The organism is Sphingobacterium sp. UBA2480, from assembly GCF_002341965.1.
In the GTDB taxonomy this organism is placed as follows: domain Bacteria; phylum Bacteroidota; class Bacteroidia; order Sphingobacteriales; family Sphingobacteriaceae; genus Sphingobacterium; species Sphingobacterium multivorum.
In genome coordinates this window covers 720,994-738,401 of record NZ_DDPA01000001.1, presented here as the reverse complement: position 1 = coordinate 738,401, position 17,408 = coordinate 720,994, and the positions used below count along the sequence as shown (strand labels likewise).

The 17,408-nt window shown below is 39.1% G+C and carries 14 protein-coding genes; 6 read left to right on the top strand and 8 right to left on the bottom strand.

Features of this window, described 5'->3' with window-relative positions; all coding sequences use genetic code 11:
* Nucleotides 1-21 precede the first annotated feature (21 nt).
* Entirely contained in the window at nt 22-831 is an 810-nt protein-coding gene (ppk2, locus tag B3600_RS03310; RefSeq protein ID WP_286752063.1) for a polyphosphate kinase 2, read from the bottom strand.
* Nucleotides 832-1,401: 570 nt separating this feature from the next.
* Between ppk2 and B3600_RS03305 the strand changes: the two genes are divergently transcribed.
* Nucleotides 1,402-1,614 carry a hypothetical protein gene (locus B3600_RS03305; protein ID WP_286752062.1) on the top strand — a complete coding sequence of 71 codons (213 nt, stop codon included), beginning with the start codon at nt 1,402-1,404 and terminating at the stop codon, nt 1,612-1,614.
* A gap of 92 nt (nt 1,615-1,706) precedes the next feature.
* On the opposite strand, the gene smc is transcribed toward B3600_RS03305, so the two are convergent.
* Together smc and B3600_RS03295 are read right to left on the bottom strand one after the other, a co-directional pair.
* Nucleotides 1,707-5,249, bottom strand: a complete 3,543-nt coding sequence (gene smc / locus B3600_RS03300; RefSeq protein ID WP_286752061.1) for a chromosome segregation protein SMC — start codon at nt 5,247-5,249, stop codon at nt 1,707-1,709.
* 69 nt (nt 5,250-5,318) lie between these two features.
* Nucleotides 5,319-6,023 carry a DsbA family oxidoreductase gene (locus B3600_RS03295; RefSeq protein ID WP_286752060.1) on the bottom strand — a complete coding sequence of 235 codons (705 nt, stop codon included), beginning with the start codon at nt 6,021-6,023 and terminating at the stop codon, nt 5,319-5,321.
* A gap of 110 nt (nt 6,024-6,133) precedes the next feature.
* Here B3600_RS03295 and B3600_RS03290 point away from each other — a divergent pair, with 110 nt between their 5' ends.
* Nucleotides 6,134-6,949 carry a patatin-like phospholipase family protein gene (locus tag B3600_RS03290; protein ID WP_070561100.1) on the top strand — a complete coding sequence of 272 codons (816 nt, stop codon included), beginning with the start codon at nt 6,134-6,136 and terminating at the stop codon, nt 6,947-6,949.
* A 108-nt stretch (nt 6,950-7,057) separates the two neighbouring features.
* Here the strand turns inward: B3600_RS03290 and B3600_RS03285 are convergent, their stop codons facing one another.
* Complete coding sequence (locus tag B3600_RS03285; RefSeq protein WP_070561099.1) at nt 7,058-7,972, bottom strand: glycerophosphodiester phosphodiesterase family protein; 915 nt, start codon at nt 7,970-7,972, stop codon at nt 7,058-7,060.
* 378 nt (nt 7,973-8,350) lie between these two features.
* On the opposite strand from B3600_RS03285, the gene topA reads away from it, so the two are divergent.
* The 3 genes from topA to cmk are packed head-to-tail and all read left to right on the top strand — an operon-like array spanning nt 8,351 to nt 11,861.
* Entirely contained in the window at nt 8,351-10,750 is a 2,400-nt protein-coding gene (topA, locus tag B3600_RS03280; RefSeq protein ID WP_286752059.1) for a type I DNA topoisomerase, read from the top strand.
* 2 nt (nt 10,751-10,752) lie between these two features.
* Nucleotides 10,753-11,166, top strand: a complete 414-nt coding sequence (locus B3600_RS03275; protein ID WP_046672862.1) for a hypothetical protein — start codon at nt 10,753-10,755, stop codon at nt 11,164-11,166.
* A complete protein-coding gene (gene cmk, locus B3600_RS03270) occupies nt 11,166-11,861 on the top strand; it encodes a (d)CMP kinase (protein WP_070561097.1) in 696 nt (231 codons plus the stop codon). Before B3600_RS03275 ends, cmk begins: the two co-directional genes overlap by 1 nt.
* Nucleotides 11,862-11,913: 52 nt before the next feature.
* Here cmk and B3600_RS03265 read toward each other — a convergent pair whose 3' ends face one another.
* The 4 genes from B3600_RS03265 to B3600_RS03250 all read right to left on the bottom strand — a co-directional run bounded on the left by B3600_RS03265 (nt 11,914) and on the right by B3600_RS03250 (nt 15,105).
* Nucleotides 11,914-12,207 carry a hypothetical protein gene (locus tag B3600_RS03265; protein WP_070561096.1) on the bottom strand — a complete coding sequence of 98 codons (294 nt, stop codon included), beginning with the start codon at nt 12,205-12,207 and terminating at the stop codon, nt 11,914-11,916.
* A 162-nt stretch (nt 12,208-12,369) separates the two neighbouring features.
* Complete coding sequence (locus B3600_RS03260) at nt 12,370-13,569, bottom strand: pyridoxal phosphate-dependent aminotransferase (RefSeq protein WP_070561095.1); 1,200 nt, start codon at nt 13,567-13,569, stop codon at nt 12,370-12,372.
* Between the two features lie 97 nt (nt 13,570-13,666).
* Nucleotides 13,667-14,041, bottom strand: coding sequence for a DUF1573 domain-containing protein (locus tag B3600_RS03255; protein WP_075992841.1), 375 nt, complete (start codon nt 14,039-14,041; stop codon nt 13,667-13,669).
* Nucleotides 14,042-14,139: 98 nt separating this feature from the next.
* Nucleotides 14,140-15,105 carry a KpsF/GutQ family sugar-phosphate isomerase gene (locus tag B3600_RS03250; protein ID WP_070561093.1) on the bottom strand — a complete coding sequence of 322 codons (966 nt, stop codon included), beginning with the start codon at nt 15,103-15,105 and terminating at the stop codon, nt 14,140-14,142.
* A 101-nt stretch (nt 15,106-15,206) separates the two neighbouring features.
* Here B3600_RS03250 and recQ point away from each other — a divergent pair, with 101 nt between their 5' ends.
* Entirely contained in the window at nt 15,207-17,396 is a 2,190-nt protein-coding gene (gene recQ / locus B3600_RS03245; RefSeq protein WP_112376381.1) for a DNA helicase RecQ, read from the top strand.
* The last annotated feature ends 12 nt before the right edge of the window (nt 17,397-17,408 follow it).

Here is a 17,408-nt window from a genome sequence, read left to right as displayed (position 1 = left end):
TCTTACCAGACCGACAGTCATTTAGTCGTGTTTTGTAACGAAAGAATCTATTTTTTCCTGCTCACTTCCAACAAGCGCATTGATAATCAGTTTGAAGGACGCTAAGCGGGCCTTTTTCTTGTTATCTTTGGTAATTTCTAACCAAGGCGATTTTTTGGTGCTTGTCTTTTTAAATAAATCTTCAATATAACCCGTATAAACATCCCATTTCTCCTGCGCCTGCTCGTCCAGCACACCGATTTTCCATTGTTTTAGGATATCTTCTTTTCGCTCTTTTAATCTTTCGGCCTGCTCTTCTTTGCTGATATTCAGGAATAATTTGATAAGGATGATGTCATCGTCGATTAACTGCTTCTCAAATTCAGGAACTTGGTTCATAAACAGCTCGTGCTGTTCCTTGGTGCAAAATCCAAATACTGGTTCAACAACAGCTCTGTTATACCAGCTGCGGTCGAAAATCACAATTTCCCCAGCATTGGGGAGCTGTTTGATATATCGTTGAAAATACCATTGTCCAGCTTCCTCCTCGGTTGGTTTAGGCAATGCAACAACGCGCACCTTTTTGGGATTCAGGTATTGGGTTACACGGCCAATTGTACCGCCTTTACCCGCAGCGTCCCTGCCTTCAAAAATAATCAGTACCCGTTTTCCTTTTTCAATGATTTCATATTGAAGTTTTAAGAGCTTGACTTGGAGCTCGTAAAGCTCCTTTTCATAATCGTAAACATCATTGAATTTTTTTATCTCCAGAATGCCATGCTGTTCCAGATAGTTTAAAACATCTTTGTTTTCGTAGATCTTCTGAAGTTCATTTAAATCGTATTCTGCCATATGCTATTGATTTATACGTTCGTTTTCCTAAAGTTACTTATTGAATTGTTAAAAAACGTCAAATTTCATATAATTCCGAATGGGATGTGTAATAATAAGCTCTTCACTTACGTTTAGAATTCTAAACAGCAAAAAAGGCTGTTTGCATAAATAAGACTTTTCATAAATTTAGGTTAATAATTGGTTAGGTTAGCTCGGAGTTCCCCACTTCGAGCTTTTTTGTCGAATGGGGGATCGCTTCAAGAGTACGAAAAAATACGATTCTGTTCCCGCTTAATTGAGCTGATCCTCCGTTTATTCTAAATGTTAAAAAATGTTAAATGGCATCTATTCTTATAATGAATTCAAAAATGCGACGTTTTCATTACAAATACTTTTCATAAAATAGGTTAATATATGGCTAACGAAAGCTCAGAGTTCCCCACTCTGGGCTTTTTATTTTTCAGGTCCCATTTTCGACTTAAAGCCTTTTTTTGACTTGAGTCAATGTTTAGCTTTTTGATCCGTAGCATATTTGTACTCGAAATATAGTTGTGTAGGGGGGGCAGTCATAAAAAAGTTGCATTACAGATGCGTGGTACAGCACTTGGAGCTTGTGTTGCATTGGTGGATTTGCCTCTACGAATGGCAGGGGCATTGGCGGGATTAGTAGCGGGCCCGTTGGTTATCAGTCGGTTTATTTATTGGGGGAATCAGCTGTCTGCTCGCTATCCTTATATTGATCTGCGACATGAAATAAGCTCAGAGCAATTCACTGTTTGTTGCAGTAAAGAGTCTCATTAAAGTCGGGCGGAACTTAAATCGATATATATATAAAATAAGACGGACCAGATGTACATCCGGTCCGCCTTATTTATTGTGTATTTTGCTGCGCTCTAGGCAACTTCTCTTAGATCTACTGCTACTACACGGGATACACCTTGTTCCACCATGGTTACTCCATAGATGATGTCTGTACTTGCAATCGTTTTCTTATTGTGTGAGACTACGATAAATTGTGAATTTTTCGAAAAATCCCGGATAATATTGTTGAACTTATCAATATTCGTATCATCTAAAGGAGCGTCCACCTCATCGAAGATACAAAATGGTGCCGGTTTAGAAAGATAGAGTGAGAATAAGAGAGCTGTTGAAGTCAAGGTCTTTTCACCACCCGAAAGCTGATTGATAGACAGCGGCCTTTTCCCTTTGGGTCTTGCAATAATGTCGATATCTGAATCCAACGGATTGCTCGGGTCTGTGAGTACCAGGTCACAGCTGTCTTCTTCGTTAAATAGCGAACGGAATACTTTAACGAAGTTATTCCTCACGGCATCAAATGTAAACATAAACTGAACCTGAGCGGTATCGTCAATTTCTTTTATTGTTGCCATCAAGGATCCTTTTGCTTCAATTAAATCAGCTTTCTCTTTGTTAATGAAATCATAGCGTTCGTTCATCTCGTCGAAAGCCTCTTTTGCCATCAGATTGATCGTTCCAAATTCATCAAGCTGTTTCTTGAGTTTGCTACATTTGGTTGCCAATGTCGCTTGATCTTCTGTGATCTCAGGCGCATCTTCACGGTCAATTAGATCTTTCAATTCAATGTTGAATTCAACGGAAAGGCGTTCTTTTAAGGCATTGAGGTCGATCTGCAGACCTGTTTTTTTATCTTTGATCTCTGAAATAAGAAAGTCACTCTGCTCTTTTGAACGACGCTGCTGTGTCAGGGCGTCTTCGAGATTATTGATTTTCTGCTTATCTGCATAGTAGTTGTCTTCCAATTCTTTAAGACCATCTTCTAAAGCAATCTTCTGCTCATACATGGCAATAAGATCCTGATCTTCTTCATCTTCAAATGGAATGGTTGTTCTTAACGCTTCTTGCACTTCAACTAATTCTGCACTGTTTCGCTCCAGACGGAGTTCGTGGTCATCCTTCTGCGTCTCTCTAAATTCGAGATCTTTCGTGATATTGGAAACTTTGTTTAACTGTTGATGATAAGCGATATTCTCTTGATTGTATGCGGTCGATTTTTCGTTAAGTATTTCAGCTATTTCATGGAACTGGTCCTGTAAAGTCGATAATTCGGCGATACTTTGTTCTTTTTCCTGGCGCAGCTCCTGAAGCTGTGGCTCGGCAATCCTTAAATCTGATTCTATACTTTCAATTTTCTCCTGAATATCTTTTTTACGGGCCTGGGAGTTATTGATGAAGGCTTGATATTGCTCTTGCTTTGTTTTGACAGTAATTAATTCATTATTCAGTCTATTGAGCTGAAAACGAAGCTCATCGATTAACTCTTTCTGCGAATTGCCGCGTAGTACATCCAAGCGAGCTGTTTCGGCGGTTATTTTATCTTCAAGTTTTGCTATTTCCTGATTTAAGGTTTTGATTTCTTGGGATAGCACTTCGAGGTTTTTCGCTCTTCCGATACGTTTGCCCTCAAATAATCCCACGGAACCACCAGAAAGACCCAAATGATGTTTCGAATAACGTCCATTTTTTTGCAGAATCACCTGTCCCAGAGCAGGTAGCTTTTCATCCAGTTCTTTTTCATTGTCATGTTTAAGAATAAAGACCTGCTGGAGCAGCATCGTACATAAAGCCTTGTACTTTTCGTCTACTGTAATCACATCCAACGCAGACATCAAATTGTCATTTGGTGCAGGGGCAGCGTTTGGCGAGTGTGTTATGGCATCTAAAACAAAGAAATTAGCTCTTCCTTTTGCGGCATCGCTCAATAGCTGAATTGCTTGAACAGCATCTTGTTGTGTTTCGACAACATAGTGATTCATTATAGGCTCTAGATAGTTCTCAATAGCCACGCGATAATCTTCCTGACAGAAAAGGACATCTGATAGGAGCGGAGGTTGCTTTTTCCATCCTGCATTTTTCTTGAGGAACCGAATGGAATCGGGGAAACCTTCTAAATTATCAACAAGAGATTTCGTGAGGTTGTATTCGTTTTGTTTGGCATCTACCAGACGGAGGTCTTTGGCAAGCTGGGCCTTAAGTTCTTCTAGGTTTGCCTGGCACTGACTGATCTGTCCTTGGAGCTCTTCTTCCAGCTGGTTTGCTGAGTCATACTGTAACTGCTGTGCTTCCACACGGCCTTCCAGTTCAGTAACAGCAGAATTAAACTGCTGCAATTCGGCTTCTTTTGCTTCTGTATCTACACTATTGCGAACAGATTCTTGGAGGAGGGCTTCTTTCTGAATGGTAAATACGGCAAGATCTTTTTCTAATTTGTAGATTTTTGCCTGTAATTCAGCATTACTCTTATTAAAAAGATCAAGCTTTCCCTTTGCCGATTGTTGCTGTCCCCTCAGTTCGTCGACTTCGGATTTATCCGATTCAAGATTCGTTTTTAACGAATCGAGTTTATTTTGTTCATCAAACAATTCTTCATTCAGTCGTTTGATGGTGTAGAGTACATGATTAAGCTGTTGTTTATCGCTGTTGATATCGAGGTTCAACCGGTTCTCTTTATCTTGAAGATTTTTGACCTTTTCGTTTTTGATCTTCTTTTCCGATTCATAACCTCGGATTTTATTGACAAATTCCTGCGTTGTTTTTTGCTGTACCGAAAGGTTTTTTTCCTGTTCCAAATTTGTCTGGCGGAGTGATTGGAGTTCCGTTTCCGCATTCAGGATATTTTGATGTGCATTGGCAGCATCTTTCTGAACCTTGGATTCTTGTGTTTGAAGTCTTTCCAATTCAGTCGAGAAATCTGCTATTTTATAATAAGCCAAATCTATACTGCTTTGGCGGTATTCTGCTTTAAGTGAGGTATATTTTTCAGCTTTTTTAGCTTGATTTTCTAATGATTTGAGGTTCTTTGTGATTTCGTAAAGCAAGTCATCTACACGGCTAAGATCGGCCTCAGTATCTCTCAGCTTTGCCAAAGTCTGTTTTTTACGAACTTTATACTTAGAGATTCCAGATGCTTCTTCGAAGAGGTTGCGACGTGAATTATCTTTATTATTGATAATTTCATCAATCATTTTCAATTCGATGATCGAATAGCTGTCCGCACCAACTCCGGTATCCAGGAACAGATCTGTGATATCTTTTAAACGACATTTGACATCATTCAATCGATATTCACTATCGCCGTTGCGAAACAGCTTCCGCGTGACGGTTACTGTCGAGAATTCCGTTGGCAAAATATTATTGTTGTTGTTGAAGGTCAGCGAGACCTCTGCAAGGTTTGCCGGTTTTCTATTTTTCGTTCCATTGAAGATAATATTTTCCATCTTATCGGAGCGAAGCATCTTTGTGCTCTGCTCTCCCAGCACCCAGCGTATGGCGTCGACCACATTGGACTTCCCACATCCATTGGGGCCAACAATCGCTGTGACACCATCATTGAAGTTGATCGTGATCTTGTCTCCGAAACTTTTAAATCCTTTAATTTCTAGTTTGGTTAACTGCATTTATACCAAATTTGTTTGTCGTTATAAGCTTGCGAAAATAGTAAAATTAAACAATAATTTTTCCTTTCTTTATTCACATTTTCCTGTTTCAGGATCACATGAAGGGCCTTCTTTGCCTCTGCGTTCAAGCGGTGTTGGCTGACTGCCTAAGCATTCATTTATGGTGTTGTGAAAGACTTCCATGGGCTGCGCTCCGGGGATAGCATATTTTCTGTCAAATACAAAGAAAGGGACACCTCGGAGTCCTAAGCTGACACCTTCTTGAATATCCTGTGCAACATCATAAGCATATTCATCTGATTCCAATAAGTTTTTTACCTCCTGAGCGGAAAGATGCTCTTGCGTAGCAATCGTGCTGAGCACCTCGTTGTTATTTACATCAAGACCATCCGTAAAATGAGCTTTAAATAAGGCTTTCTTGATCTGAGTGCCTTTTTGTTGCGCTTGGGCAAAATGGATCAGACGATGTGCTTTTTTTGTATTTACAACGATTGCTTTTTCAAAGTTCAGATCAATACCCAGCTCTTTTCCTTGTGCACTGAGCTGTGAGGTCATCGCAACGACATCGTCCATACTCATGCCTTTCGTTTGAACGAGGTAATCGTAGGTTGGCATTGCTGGAGCATCTTGGGGATAATCAGGGTTAAGCTGATATGATTTCCAGATGATTTTAGCGGATGGCTTACTTGTGGACTCCTGAAGAGCTAGTTCAAGCTTTGTCAGACCAATATAACAAAAAGGACAAATGATGTCCGACCAAATTTCTATTTTCATATTTCTTTTTTTACTGCGTATATTGTAATCAAAAATACATATAATAACGATGATTATCTGTTTACATTGTTGCATGGATGTAAACAAGTGTTTCAAGTATTTGTATAACTATGGTGGAGAAAGCTTTTTTAAATCGTAAAGTTACCCTTGTTCTGGGCGGGGGTGGTGCAAGAGGCCTGGTGCATATTGGTATTATTCGACGTCTTGAAGAGCTGGGCTACGAAATCGATGAGGTGGTAGGTTGTTCAATAGGAGCGCTTGTCGGTGGTATCTATGCACAGGGGAAGATGGATGTTCTGGAAGAATGGATGCAGCGCCTGACGAAGAAATCGGTCTTTAATATGATGGATTTTAGCTGGAAGGGACTGGGGATGATGAAGGGGATCAAGGTGTTTAACGCCTTGAAATCTGTGATTCCGGATGCTAATATTGAGACTTTCCCTATTTTGTTTAAAGCCGTTGCGACAGATCTAAACTACGAAAAGGAGGTTGTGCTGGACTTTGGAAGTATGTATGATGCCATTCGGGCGTCGATTGCCATTCCCGCGGTGTTTACAGCTGTAGAAGACGACAATCATGTCTATGTTGATGGCGGGGTACTCAATCCATTGCCTATAAATCATGTCACCAAGAAAGAGAACCTAATCATAGCGGTTAATCTGGAATCTAAACCGGATAAACAATATTCTGTTATCAAAAAACTGGATACAAGGACTTCGAATTCGTTGGATATACTCCAAGCGTCATACTATGTGATGCGCAGGAAAATGAGCCGTATGATTGTTGATTTATACCGGCCCGATGTGGTGGTGGACATTCCCTATAATATCTGTAACCTTTGGGATTATCACCGCTCTGAATTTTTGGTCCAGAAGGGGCGGGAATATATTGACAAAGCATTAAAAAACAAAGCCAAAGCAAAGTAGTTTAGGACGATCAAGGGACTACTTTGCTTTGGCTGTACATGGTTTCTCTGGCATTGAGACACACTGAAACTGATATTTTTATTCTAAGCGAACCATGCGAAGTATTTGTTAAAACAAATTGGGGTAATCGCTAATAATGCCATCAACTTTCACGGCTTTTAGTTGCTCGATTTCTTCTTTCGTATTGACTGTCCAAGGAATGACCTTGATACCAGCTTTGTGACACTGCTTGACATAATCGCTTGTTACTATTTTATGATGCGGACTTATAATAAAAGGCGTGAAACCCAAAGCTGCAATTGTTTGCTCAATACTTTTTGTATGGTTTGCATCAATAAGATAAGAAACTTTGATTTGAGGATATGCTTTGTGCAGATAGTTAATGGCTCTGCTATCAAACGATTGAATAACGGTTCGCGCAGCAATTTTTTTATCGGTGATTACCTGTACCATAAGATCCACAAATTCTTCAACCCTTGGATGGAAAATACCATCTTTATCTTCCTTACTTTTCACTTCGATATTGTAAAACATCGGCGCTTTCCTTTTTAGATTTGCGTAGGCTTCAGTACTATCAATAAGGTCTGCTAGTTTTGCTATACGTGTAACCTGTTTTTTTTGTTCAGGAAACTCTTTGTAAAATTTCGATCCGATATCGTACTTAACCAGATCTTTATAAAGCATATCGTAAATTCTCAACGGTTTGTCCTTGTCAGAAATTTCGGTGCCATTGGGTTTCAATACAAACTTCGGGTTAAGGTAATCGTCGTGAAAGACAACAACCTTACGGTCTTTGGTAATATGACAATCCATTTCCAGTGTTGTCACCTTTGCAAAATCTATTGCATTTTTCATGGCAGCGATAGATTCTTCAGGGTATAGGCCGCGGCCACCACGATGCGCTTCCAAGCTAAGTTTAGGGAAATTGTCTGAAGTTGATTTTGCTGAATCTTTCATAACTGAACAAGATGCAAATGGTAATAACGTGCCCCAAAAGGCAATTCTGAGAAGACTTCTTTTCATTATTAAAATATTTAAACAAAATAGCGGAGTTGTTATATATTGCCCTTTTGAATAAGCGAATATACATATATATTTTGCTTTTACGTATTTTAACTGTTTCGAATACTTGATTTTGCAACTTTATGAAGGTGAATTCGAAACCGAATAAAGTTAAATGAATTTGTTTTGGTTTGAAATTGAGGGGCACAAAGTAGTTCGATGGGCAAATTACCTTGATCTGACAGCGTTTCTATGCCAACCATGAGCCCGTTACCTGCTTCTTGATTGTAGGATAAATTTCTTAATTGTTGACATGAAATCTATTTTTTTTGTCTTTTTTGTAAGAAATTATTGTCATTCCTTTCAGAATTCCCTTTATTTGCACAAATCTCAAATTAGATGGCGAAAAATTTATTGATAGTTGAGTCTCCGGCGAAAGCGAAAACGATAGAAGGGTATTTAGGAAAGGATTTTTTGGTCAAGTCAAGTTATGGACATATTCGCGACTTGGTGAAAACCGATGATGCAATTGATACCGAAAAGAATTTTGAACAAAAGTATGAAGTTCCATCCGACAAAAAGGCGGTTGTAAGTGAACTGAAGAAATTGGCTAAAGCTGCAGAAACCGTTTGGTTAGCGTCCGATGAGGACCGCGAAGGAGAGGCTATTTCATGGCATTTATTTGAGACTTTGGGATTAAAAGATGAAAGCACAAAAAGAATTGTGTTTCATGAGATTACAAAGCCAGCTATTTTGAAGGCTATTGACAACCCGCGTAAAATAGATTATAACCTCGTAAATGCACAACAAGCGCGAAGGGTGTTAGATCGATTAGTCGGATTTGAATTGTCTCCGGTTCTATGGAAAAAGGTGAAACCTTCTTTATCTGCCGGACGCGTGCAGTCAGTTGCGGTTCGTCTGATTGTAGATCGTGAGCGTGAAATCAATAAATTTGAACCCGAAGCGGCTTTTAAGATCGTTGCTTTTTTTCATACGGGAAAAGTTAAGGATAGTTTTAAAGCCGAGCTTCCGCAGCGTTTTGCGACAGAGGCAGAGGCGACCAAATTTTTGGAGGATTGTAAAGCAGCGCTTTTTTCTGTAAAAAATCTCGAAACAAAACCTGCGAAGCGTTCACCGGCAGCGCCATTTACAACATCAACATTACAGCAGGAAGCAAGCCGGAAACTTGGATTTTCGGTTGCCCGCACCATGCAGGTGGCTCAAAGGCTGTATGAATCAGGACGAATTACCTATATGCGTACCGATTCTGTTAATTTGAGTGATACGGCGATTGAGGCTGCTGAAAAGGAAATCAAATCGGCTTATGGTAACCAGTACCATAAAGTCAGAAAATATAAAACAAAGACATCGGGTGCACAAGAGGCGCACGAAGCTATTCGTCCTACTTATTTCTCTGAGCACACCATCGATGGCGATGCATCCGAAAAAAGATTATACGAGCTTATTTGGAAAAGAGCAATTGCTTCTCAAATGAGTGAAGCGGAGTTTGAACGTACATTGGCAAAAATCGACATATCAACTCGTACTGAAGATTTGAATGCTTCAGGAGAGGTGATGAAATTTGATGGATTCTTGAAAGTTTACATGGAATCCTTGGATGACGATCAAGACAACGCGATGGACGAAGATAGTGACAATGCTATTCTTCCACCATTAGCTGTTGGTATGCCATTAACGTTGAAAAACATGTCGGCGACGGAGCGTTTTACACGACCTCCAGCACGTTATACGGAAGCTGCTTTGGTGAAAAAATTAGAGGAATTGGGAATTGGTCGTCCTTCAACCTACGCCCCTACGATTTCAACGATTCAAAACCGCGGGTATGTCATAAAGGAAGAGCGTGAAGGTAAATCGCGCGATTACCGTGTACTGACATTAAAGGATGCCGAATTAACAGCGGTAACAAAAACCGAAATCACTGGTGCCGAAAAAGGAAAAATGTTTCCAACAGATATCGGTGTTGTCGTGAATGACTTTTTGGTTGAACACTTCAACGGTATTGTGGATTTTCATTTTACGGCCAACGTAGAAAAAGAATTTGATGATATTGCGCATGGACTGACCGAATGGACAAAAATGCTGCATGATTTCTATGGGCCTTTTCATTCTGAGGTAGAAGATACTTTAGTCAATGCAGATCGTGCGAATAATGAGCGTGAGCTCGGTGTCGATCCGGTTTCCGGTAAGCCTGTTTCGGTTCGCATTGGTAAGTTCGGCCCATTGGTACAGATTGGTTCTCCTGACGATGAAGAGAAACCTCGTTTTGCTTCCTTGAGAAAGGGACAGATGATCGAAACCATTACTTTTGAGGATGCCATGGAATTGTTCAAATTACCGAAAAAAGTTGGTTTATTTGAAGATAAGGAAATGACGGTTGCTGTTGGGCGATTTGGACCTTATATCCGTCACAATTCGGCGTTTTACTCACTACCAAAAGGTGTTGACCCATTGGACGTAACAGAAGAAGAGGCGATACAGATTATCAAAGACAAACGTCAGAAAGATATCGAAAAAGTGATTCGGGTTTTTGATGAAAATCCGGATGCTCAGATTGAACAGGGACGCTGGGGGCCATTTATTCGTTTTGGCAAGCAGAATCTGAAGATTCCTAAGGGAACGGAAATTGAAAAAATTACCTATGAAGATGTGTTAAAATGGGCTGAGGCGGATGCGCCAAAAGGAAAAGCAACTAAAACAAAAACAACAGAAAAGAAAACTGTAGCAAAAAAGACTACCGCTAAGAAGGCTCCAGCTAAAAAAACTACAAAGTCTAAATAAGGATGAAAGCAGATTTGCCTGAAAATATAGTCAAAGACATTATGATCGCCGTCGTTTTGGAAGGTGAGACGGTGGAGACAAAAAATTGGACTGTCTATGTTATCAACGACAAGAATATTGCTATTCAGAACGTGCTGATTAGCTCAAAAGGTTATGGCGAAAAGGATGGCCGACAAGTAACAACAACGACTTTGCGTCATTTTATTGGTAATATAGAAGCTAAATCTTTCGATCGTGTTGAAGCGATTGATGAACAGGTATTCGGGCTTACAAATGAATATTGGTTGAGTTTTTATATTGATAACATTATTTACGATAAAAAATATATCTTTTTACCTGAAAGCATTGTGGATGGTAACCTGACTAAGGTTCCTTTGGTCAATCGCCCAGGTGTAATCATAGGAGGAAACGAATAATGAGTGGACGTCACAATTTTATTATTGCCATAGATGGTTTTTCCTCCTGCGGTAAGAGTACACTGGCAAAAGCTTTGGCAAAAAAACTGAAGTTTGCCTTTATTGATAGCGGAGCCATGTATAGGGCTGTCACACTCTATTTTATCCGGCATAAAATAGCGCTGGATGATCAAGAAGCGATCGAAAGCGCACTAAAAGATATCCATATTGATTTTATCCCAAATGCAATAAAGACGGAGATCCATCTAAATGATGAGGATATTTCGGAAGAGATCCGTCAGATGTATATTTCTGATAAAGTTAGTGATGTGAGTGCAATTAAAGCTGTCCGGGTTGCCATGGTTGCCCAGCAGCAAAAATTGGGTAGCAGACGAAATATTATTATGGATGGCCGTGATATCGGTACTACTGTTTTTCCAGATGCTGATCTGAAGATTTTTATGACGGCCGATCCTAAAGTACGTGCTGCGCGACGTTATTTGGAGTTGACGGAAAAAGGGGAGGATGTGACGTTGGAAGAAGTCGTGGAAAATCTTGCAACACGTGACCGTATCGACAGTACCCGTGCGGAAAGTCCATTACGACAAGCGGAAGACGCGATTGTTTTGGATAATTCTAATCTGACACCAGAACAACAGCTCCATTTTGTTGAAGAAGAGTATTTGAAAGCTAAGGCTGCAAAAGTCCAATTATAAAACACAAAGAAGACCGATTATTTAATCGACCTTCTTTGTGTTTGGAATATCATTATTTTATACTGTTAATTTGTTGTTGTTCCAATAATTTTCCAACATTGTTCTTTTCTCCAAACTCTGCTGTCTCATCTTGAAAAGATTCCAGAAGAGCTTTAATAGCATCTGAATTATCTGCTGTACGTTGATAGATATCGGGAATTGTTTTTTCGATATTTTTATCGCCGAGTTCAATGTTATCAACTTCGATTTTACCTATTTTTTCCAAAACAGCTTGCTGGCTATTTCTGACATCTTCTAATTCTCTTGCTATCTTTTCCATCAATTGGAATTTCTTCAATTTATCCATATGAAATCGCTTTTGTTACTATTAGAAGAACAAGATGCTTCAAAACTTTGTTTTGTTTTTTTTAAAAAAGAAATAGAATTGGGGTTTATGGGAAGGAACCATGAAAAAAGAAAAAGGCGGAACATGCATGTCCCGCCTTTCTTAAGTGCTATTGACTTATTGTTAATTTGTGCGTCCCGGATACACTTGGAGTGCTTTCTCTAAGCAAACTAAAGCGCTTTTAAGATCATCCTGATTCAGTACATAGGCCAGGCGGACTTCATTTACTCCAGCACCCTCCGTACTATAAAAGCCCGTAGCTGGAGCCATCATAACTGTTTCGTTATTGTAAGAGAACTCTTCCAACATCCATTGACAGAATTTATCTGCATTGTCAATTGGTAATTTGGCTACGACGTAAAATGCGCCACCCGGGTTAGGAGAGTAAACTCCTTCAATGGCATTGAGCCCTTTTACGAGGGTATCTCTTCTTGCTGTATATTCTTTGGATACCGCCTCGAAGTAACTGTCTGGTGTATCAACAGCAGCTTCACCCGCTATTTGTCCTTCTAAGGATGGGCTTAAGCGCGCTTGTGCAAATTTCAGTGCTGTCTGATATAGTTCTTTATTTTTGGTAATGATACATCCAATACGCGCACCACAAGCGGAGTAACGTTTTGATACTGTATCAAAAATAACGACATTATTTTCGAGACCTTCTAAATGCATTGGTGAGATAAACGCTCTGCCATCGTAACAAAATTCACGATAAGCCTCATCTGAAAAAAGGTAAAGATCATATTTTAGACAAAGTTCACGAAGAGCTTCGAGTTCTTCTCTGGAATAAAGGTAACCTGTAGGGTTATTTGGATTACAGATGCAGATTGCTTTGGTTTTAGCGGTAATTACTTTTTCAAATTCGGCGATGGAAGGTAATGCAAATCCACTTTCAATATAGGACATGATTGGTTTGATTACCACATCGGAGGAACAAGCAAAACCATTGTAATTTGCATAAAATGGCTCTGGAATGATGATCTCTTCGCCTTCATTTAAACAGGCTTGCATAGCGATCATAATCGCTTCCGAACCACCATTTGTTACTAATATATCTGTCGGCTCGATATTATAATTTAGCTTATTATAATATTCTGCTAACTTGTTTCGGTAAGAGGCTGTACCTTCAGAAGGTGTGTAGGCCCACACTTTGAACTGTATATTTTTCAAAGCATTAAGCATCACTTCAGGTGTTTGGATATCAGGTTGTCCGATATTGAGGTGATATATCTTTTTACCTTCTTTTTTTGCTTGATCAGCATATGGCGTCAACTTTCTAATAGGCGACGCAGGCATATTCAGCCCTTTTTCTGATATTACTGGCATTATAGTTTTTTTAAAATTAGTAGTGCAAAGCTAACCAAAATAAAACGAAAAAAGCCACATCATCATGTGGCTTTTTTCGTTTTATCTATGGGAATTGTTATTCTACAATACCCTTAATGTATAGCGTTTTTACAGGAGTCTTGGTATTCGACTGCACCGTGAAGCTCTTTGTGAATGGCGCTTTTGCTGCAGCATTGTAAGTCACTTTAATCGTGCCACTTTCTCCTGGTTTGATTGGCGTTTTTGTAAATTCTGCTACAGAACATCCACAGGTAGGCACCACATTGGAAATGATAATTGGCTCGCTACCGGTGTTAGAAAATTTGAAATTATACGAAACGGGCGTGCCGGCCGGAATTTTACCAAAATCATGTGTTTCTTTTTCGAATTTAAATTCTCCTTGTCCTGTTTGCATCGAAGAAAAACCAATAAAGGAAATGATCACTGCTAAGATTGTTATATACTTTTTCATGCTTCTAAAATATTACTTTACGATTAAAATAGTACAACTGATATGCCAAATTTAATATTTATTGCCAATTTATTATACATCTAACAACTTTATTACAGTTATATTATCCCTTCTTTCAATAGATCCTGTATGTGGATAACACCAGCGTAATTTCCTTTGTCGGAAACCAATAGTTGTGTGATATTGTTTTCACGCATAATATGGAGCGCATTGGCGGCCAATTCATCTTTATCGATAATTTTAGGTGATTTTCCCATGATATCGGCGGCAGTAATTGTCGCTAAATCCGTGTGTTTCTCCAGCATACGACGGATATCACCATCTGTGATGATGCCAAGTATGTTTTCATCATCCAACACGGCGACAGCTCCCAGTCTAAACTGTGTTATGGTGATGATGATATCACTTACTGTAGCTTGTTGTGGGACGCTAGGTTTGCCGTTCTGATCGGATAGATCGCCGACTCTCAAGTACAGCTTTTTGCCTAATGCTCCTCCTGGATGGTATTTTGCAAAATCTTTATCCGTGAAATCACGGCACTCTTGTAATACCACGGCAAGCGCATCACCCATTGCCAACTGAGCAGTTGTACTTGAAGTTGGTGCAAGGTTGTTGGGACAAGCTTCTTTCTCAACGGTGGTATTTAAAATATAGTCGGCATTTTTAGCGAGGTAGGAATCTGTATTTCCGACCAAAGCAACCAATACATTCTTTGTCTGTTTTAAAAAGGGAACAAGTACTTTAATCTCAGGTGTATTACCACTTTTAGAGATGGCAATAATCAAATCATTTTGTTGGATGATACCAAGATCTCCATGGATAGCATCAGCAGCATGCATAAAAATCGATGGTGTACCTGTCGAATTGAGCGTTGCAACTATCTTTTGAGCAATAATAGCGCTTTTACCAATTCCAGTTACAATAACTCGGCCGTGCAAATTAAGAATACGATCGACAACGGTAACAAAATCATCATCAATATATTGAGCTAAAGCAGCTACTGCCTTGGCTTCTTCTTGAATAGCTTGAATAGCTATATTTTTTATTTCGTAGTTGTTTTTCACAAAAAATACTCTTACTTTTATGTATTAGAATAGATTGCAAAAATAGATTATTTTTCAAGATTATTTCTTCATTTATCTATCTTATTTTTGCCCAAGGCGCAATGGAAATAGAAAAATCACTTTTCGACAATTTACAAGATTTTTTTGGTTTTGATACTTTTAAGGGGGATCAGGAGGCAATTATAACCAGTATTCTTCAACGGAGAGACACGTTTGTAATTATGCCAACCGGAGGAGGGAAATCAATTTGCTATCAACTTCCAGCACTCATGAGTGAGGGGACTGCAATTGTTATTTCTCCGTTGATTGCTTTAATGAAAAACCAAGTAGATCAGCTTCGTGCATTCGGTGGCGAAGATAGTATCGCTCATTTTTTGAATTCTTCATTGAATAAAAGTGAGATTACAAAGGTTAAGGATGATGTAATCGCTGGGAAGACCAAATTGCTGTATGTCGCTCCGGAATCTCTTGCTAAGCAAGATAATTTGGACTTCTTACACCAAATCACCGTGTCATTTGTAGCGGTTGACGAAGCGCATTGTATTTCCGAATGGGGACACGATTTTAGACCAGAATATCGTAAAATACGCCAAGTCATTAATGAAATAGGGGCCAATATTCCTATTATTGCGCTTACAGCGACAGCAACACCTAAAGTACAGTCTGATATTCGTAAAAATTTGCAGATGACTGATGCTGTTTTATTTAAGTCATCATTTAATCGTAGCAACTTATATTACGAGGTAAGACCTAAAAAAGATGTCGTAAAAGAAATTGTACGTTTTATCAAAACCAAATCGGGTAAGACGGGCATTGTCTATTGTTTGAGCCGTAAAAAGGTAGAAGAAATCAGTGAGGTTTTGAACCTAAATGGCATCAAAGCTTTACCTTACCACGCGGGTTTAGACGCCAAAACAAGAGCAGATACACAGGATAAATTTTTGATGGAGGATGTCGAAGTGATTGTGGCTACCATTGCTTTTGGTATGGGAATAGATAAACCTGATGTTCGTTATGTGATTCACCACGATATTCCTAAATCCATGGAGGGATATTATCAGGAAACTGGACGTGCTGGACGTGATGGGGGTGATGGTTATTGCTTGGCTTTTTATTCGGAAAAAGATGTTGAAAAACTGACCAAGTTTATGAAAGATAAACCTGTGGCTGAACGTGAGATTGGCACACAGATCTTAAAAGAGGTTATTGATTATTCGGAGTCTGCAGTATGTCGCCGTAAACAGATTCTTCATTATTTTGGAGAAAATTTTGACGAGCAGGGCTGTAATAATATGTGTGATAATTGTCGTTCGGAAAAAGAATATTTTGAGGCCGAAGACGCTTTAAAAGATGTATTGGGCTTTATTCAAGAACAGGGTGAAAAATTTGATGATCATCACGTGATTAACGTCATGATCGGCCAAAACAACCAACCCGTATCCGCTTATAAACATGATGAACATCGTCTTTTCGGAAAGGGCAAAGATAAAGGTGTTATTTATTGGAAATCCTTACTTAGGCAGGCAGTGCTTGATAACTTTATCGAAAAAGATATTGATCATTATGGCCTTTTAAAATTGACAGCTATTGGTCGTCATTATCTGGATAATCCTTATCAACTAAAATTTGTTTTGAATCGTCCAATTGAAGGGGGGGATAATACAAGTTCGGAAGATACAGGACAGGGTACAGGAGCCTTAGATACCGTCTTGTTGGGTATGCTTAAAGATTTACGTAAGAAAATTGCAAAGGGCAAGTCCCTGCCGCCGTTTGTTATCTTTCAAGATCCTTCGCTGGAAGAGATGTGTACACATTATCCAATTGCTATCGATGAGTTGAAACAGATTCAGGGAGTAGGGAATGGTAAAGCGATTAAATTTGGTGCTCCATTTATTGCCTTGATCAAAGACTATGTTGAGGAGAATGAAATTGATAGACCTGTGGATCTTGTCATTAAGAGTACAGCTAATAAATCGGCATTAAAGGTATCTATTATTCAAAATATCGATCGTAAAATTGCATTAGATGATATTGCCTCAGCTAAGGGGATAACTTATGAAGAAATATTGAAAGAAATTGAGACGATCGTAAACGCAGGAACGAAAATCAATATCAATTACTTTATTGATGAGGTCATAGATGAGGATCGTCAAGATGAGGTATATGACTATTTTAAGACAGCAGAGACTGATTCAATTAATGATGCGCTTAAAGAATTAGGTGGAGACGATTATAGCTATGAGGATCTCCAATTGATGCGAATCAAATTTTTATCAGAACTCGGCAATTAATTTTTTATAATT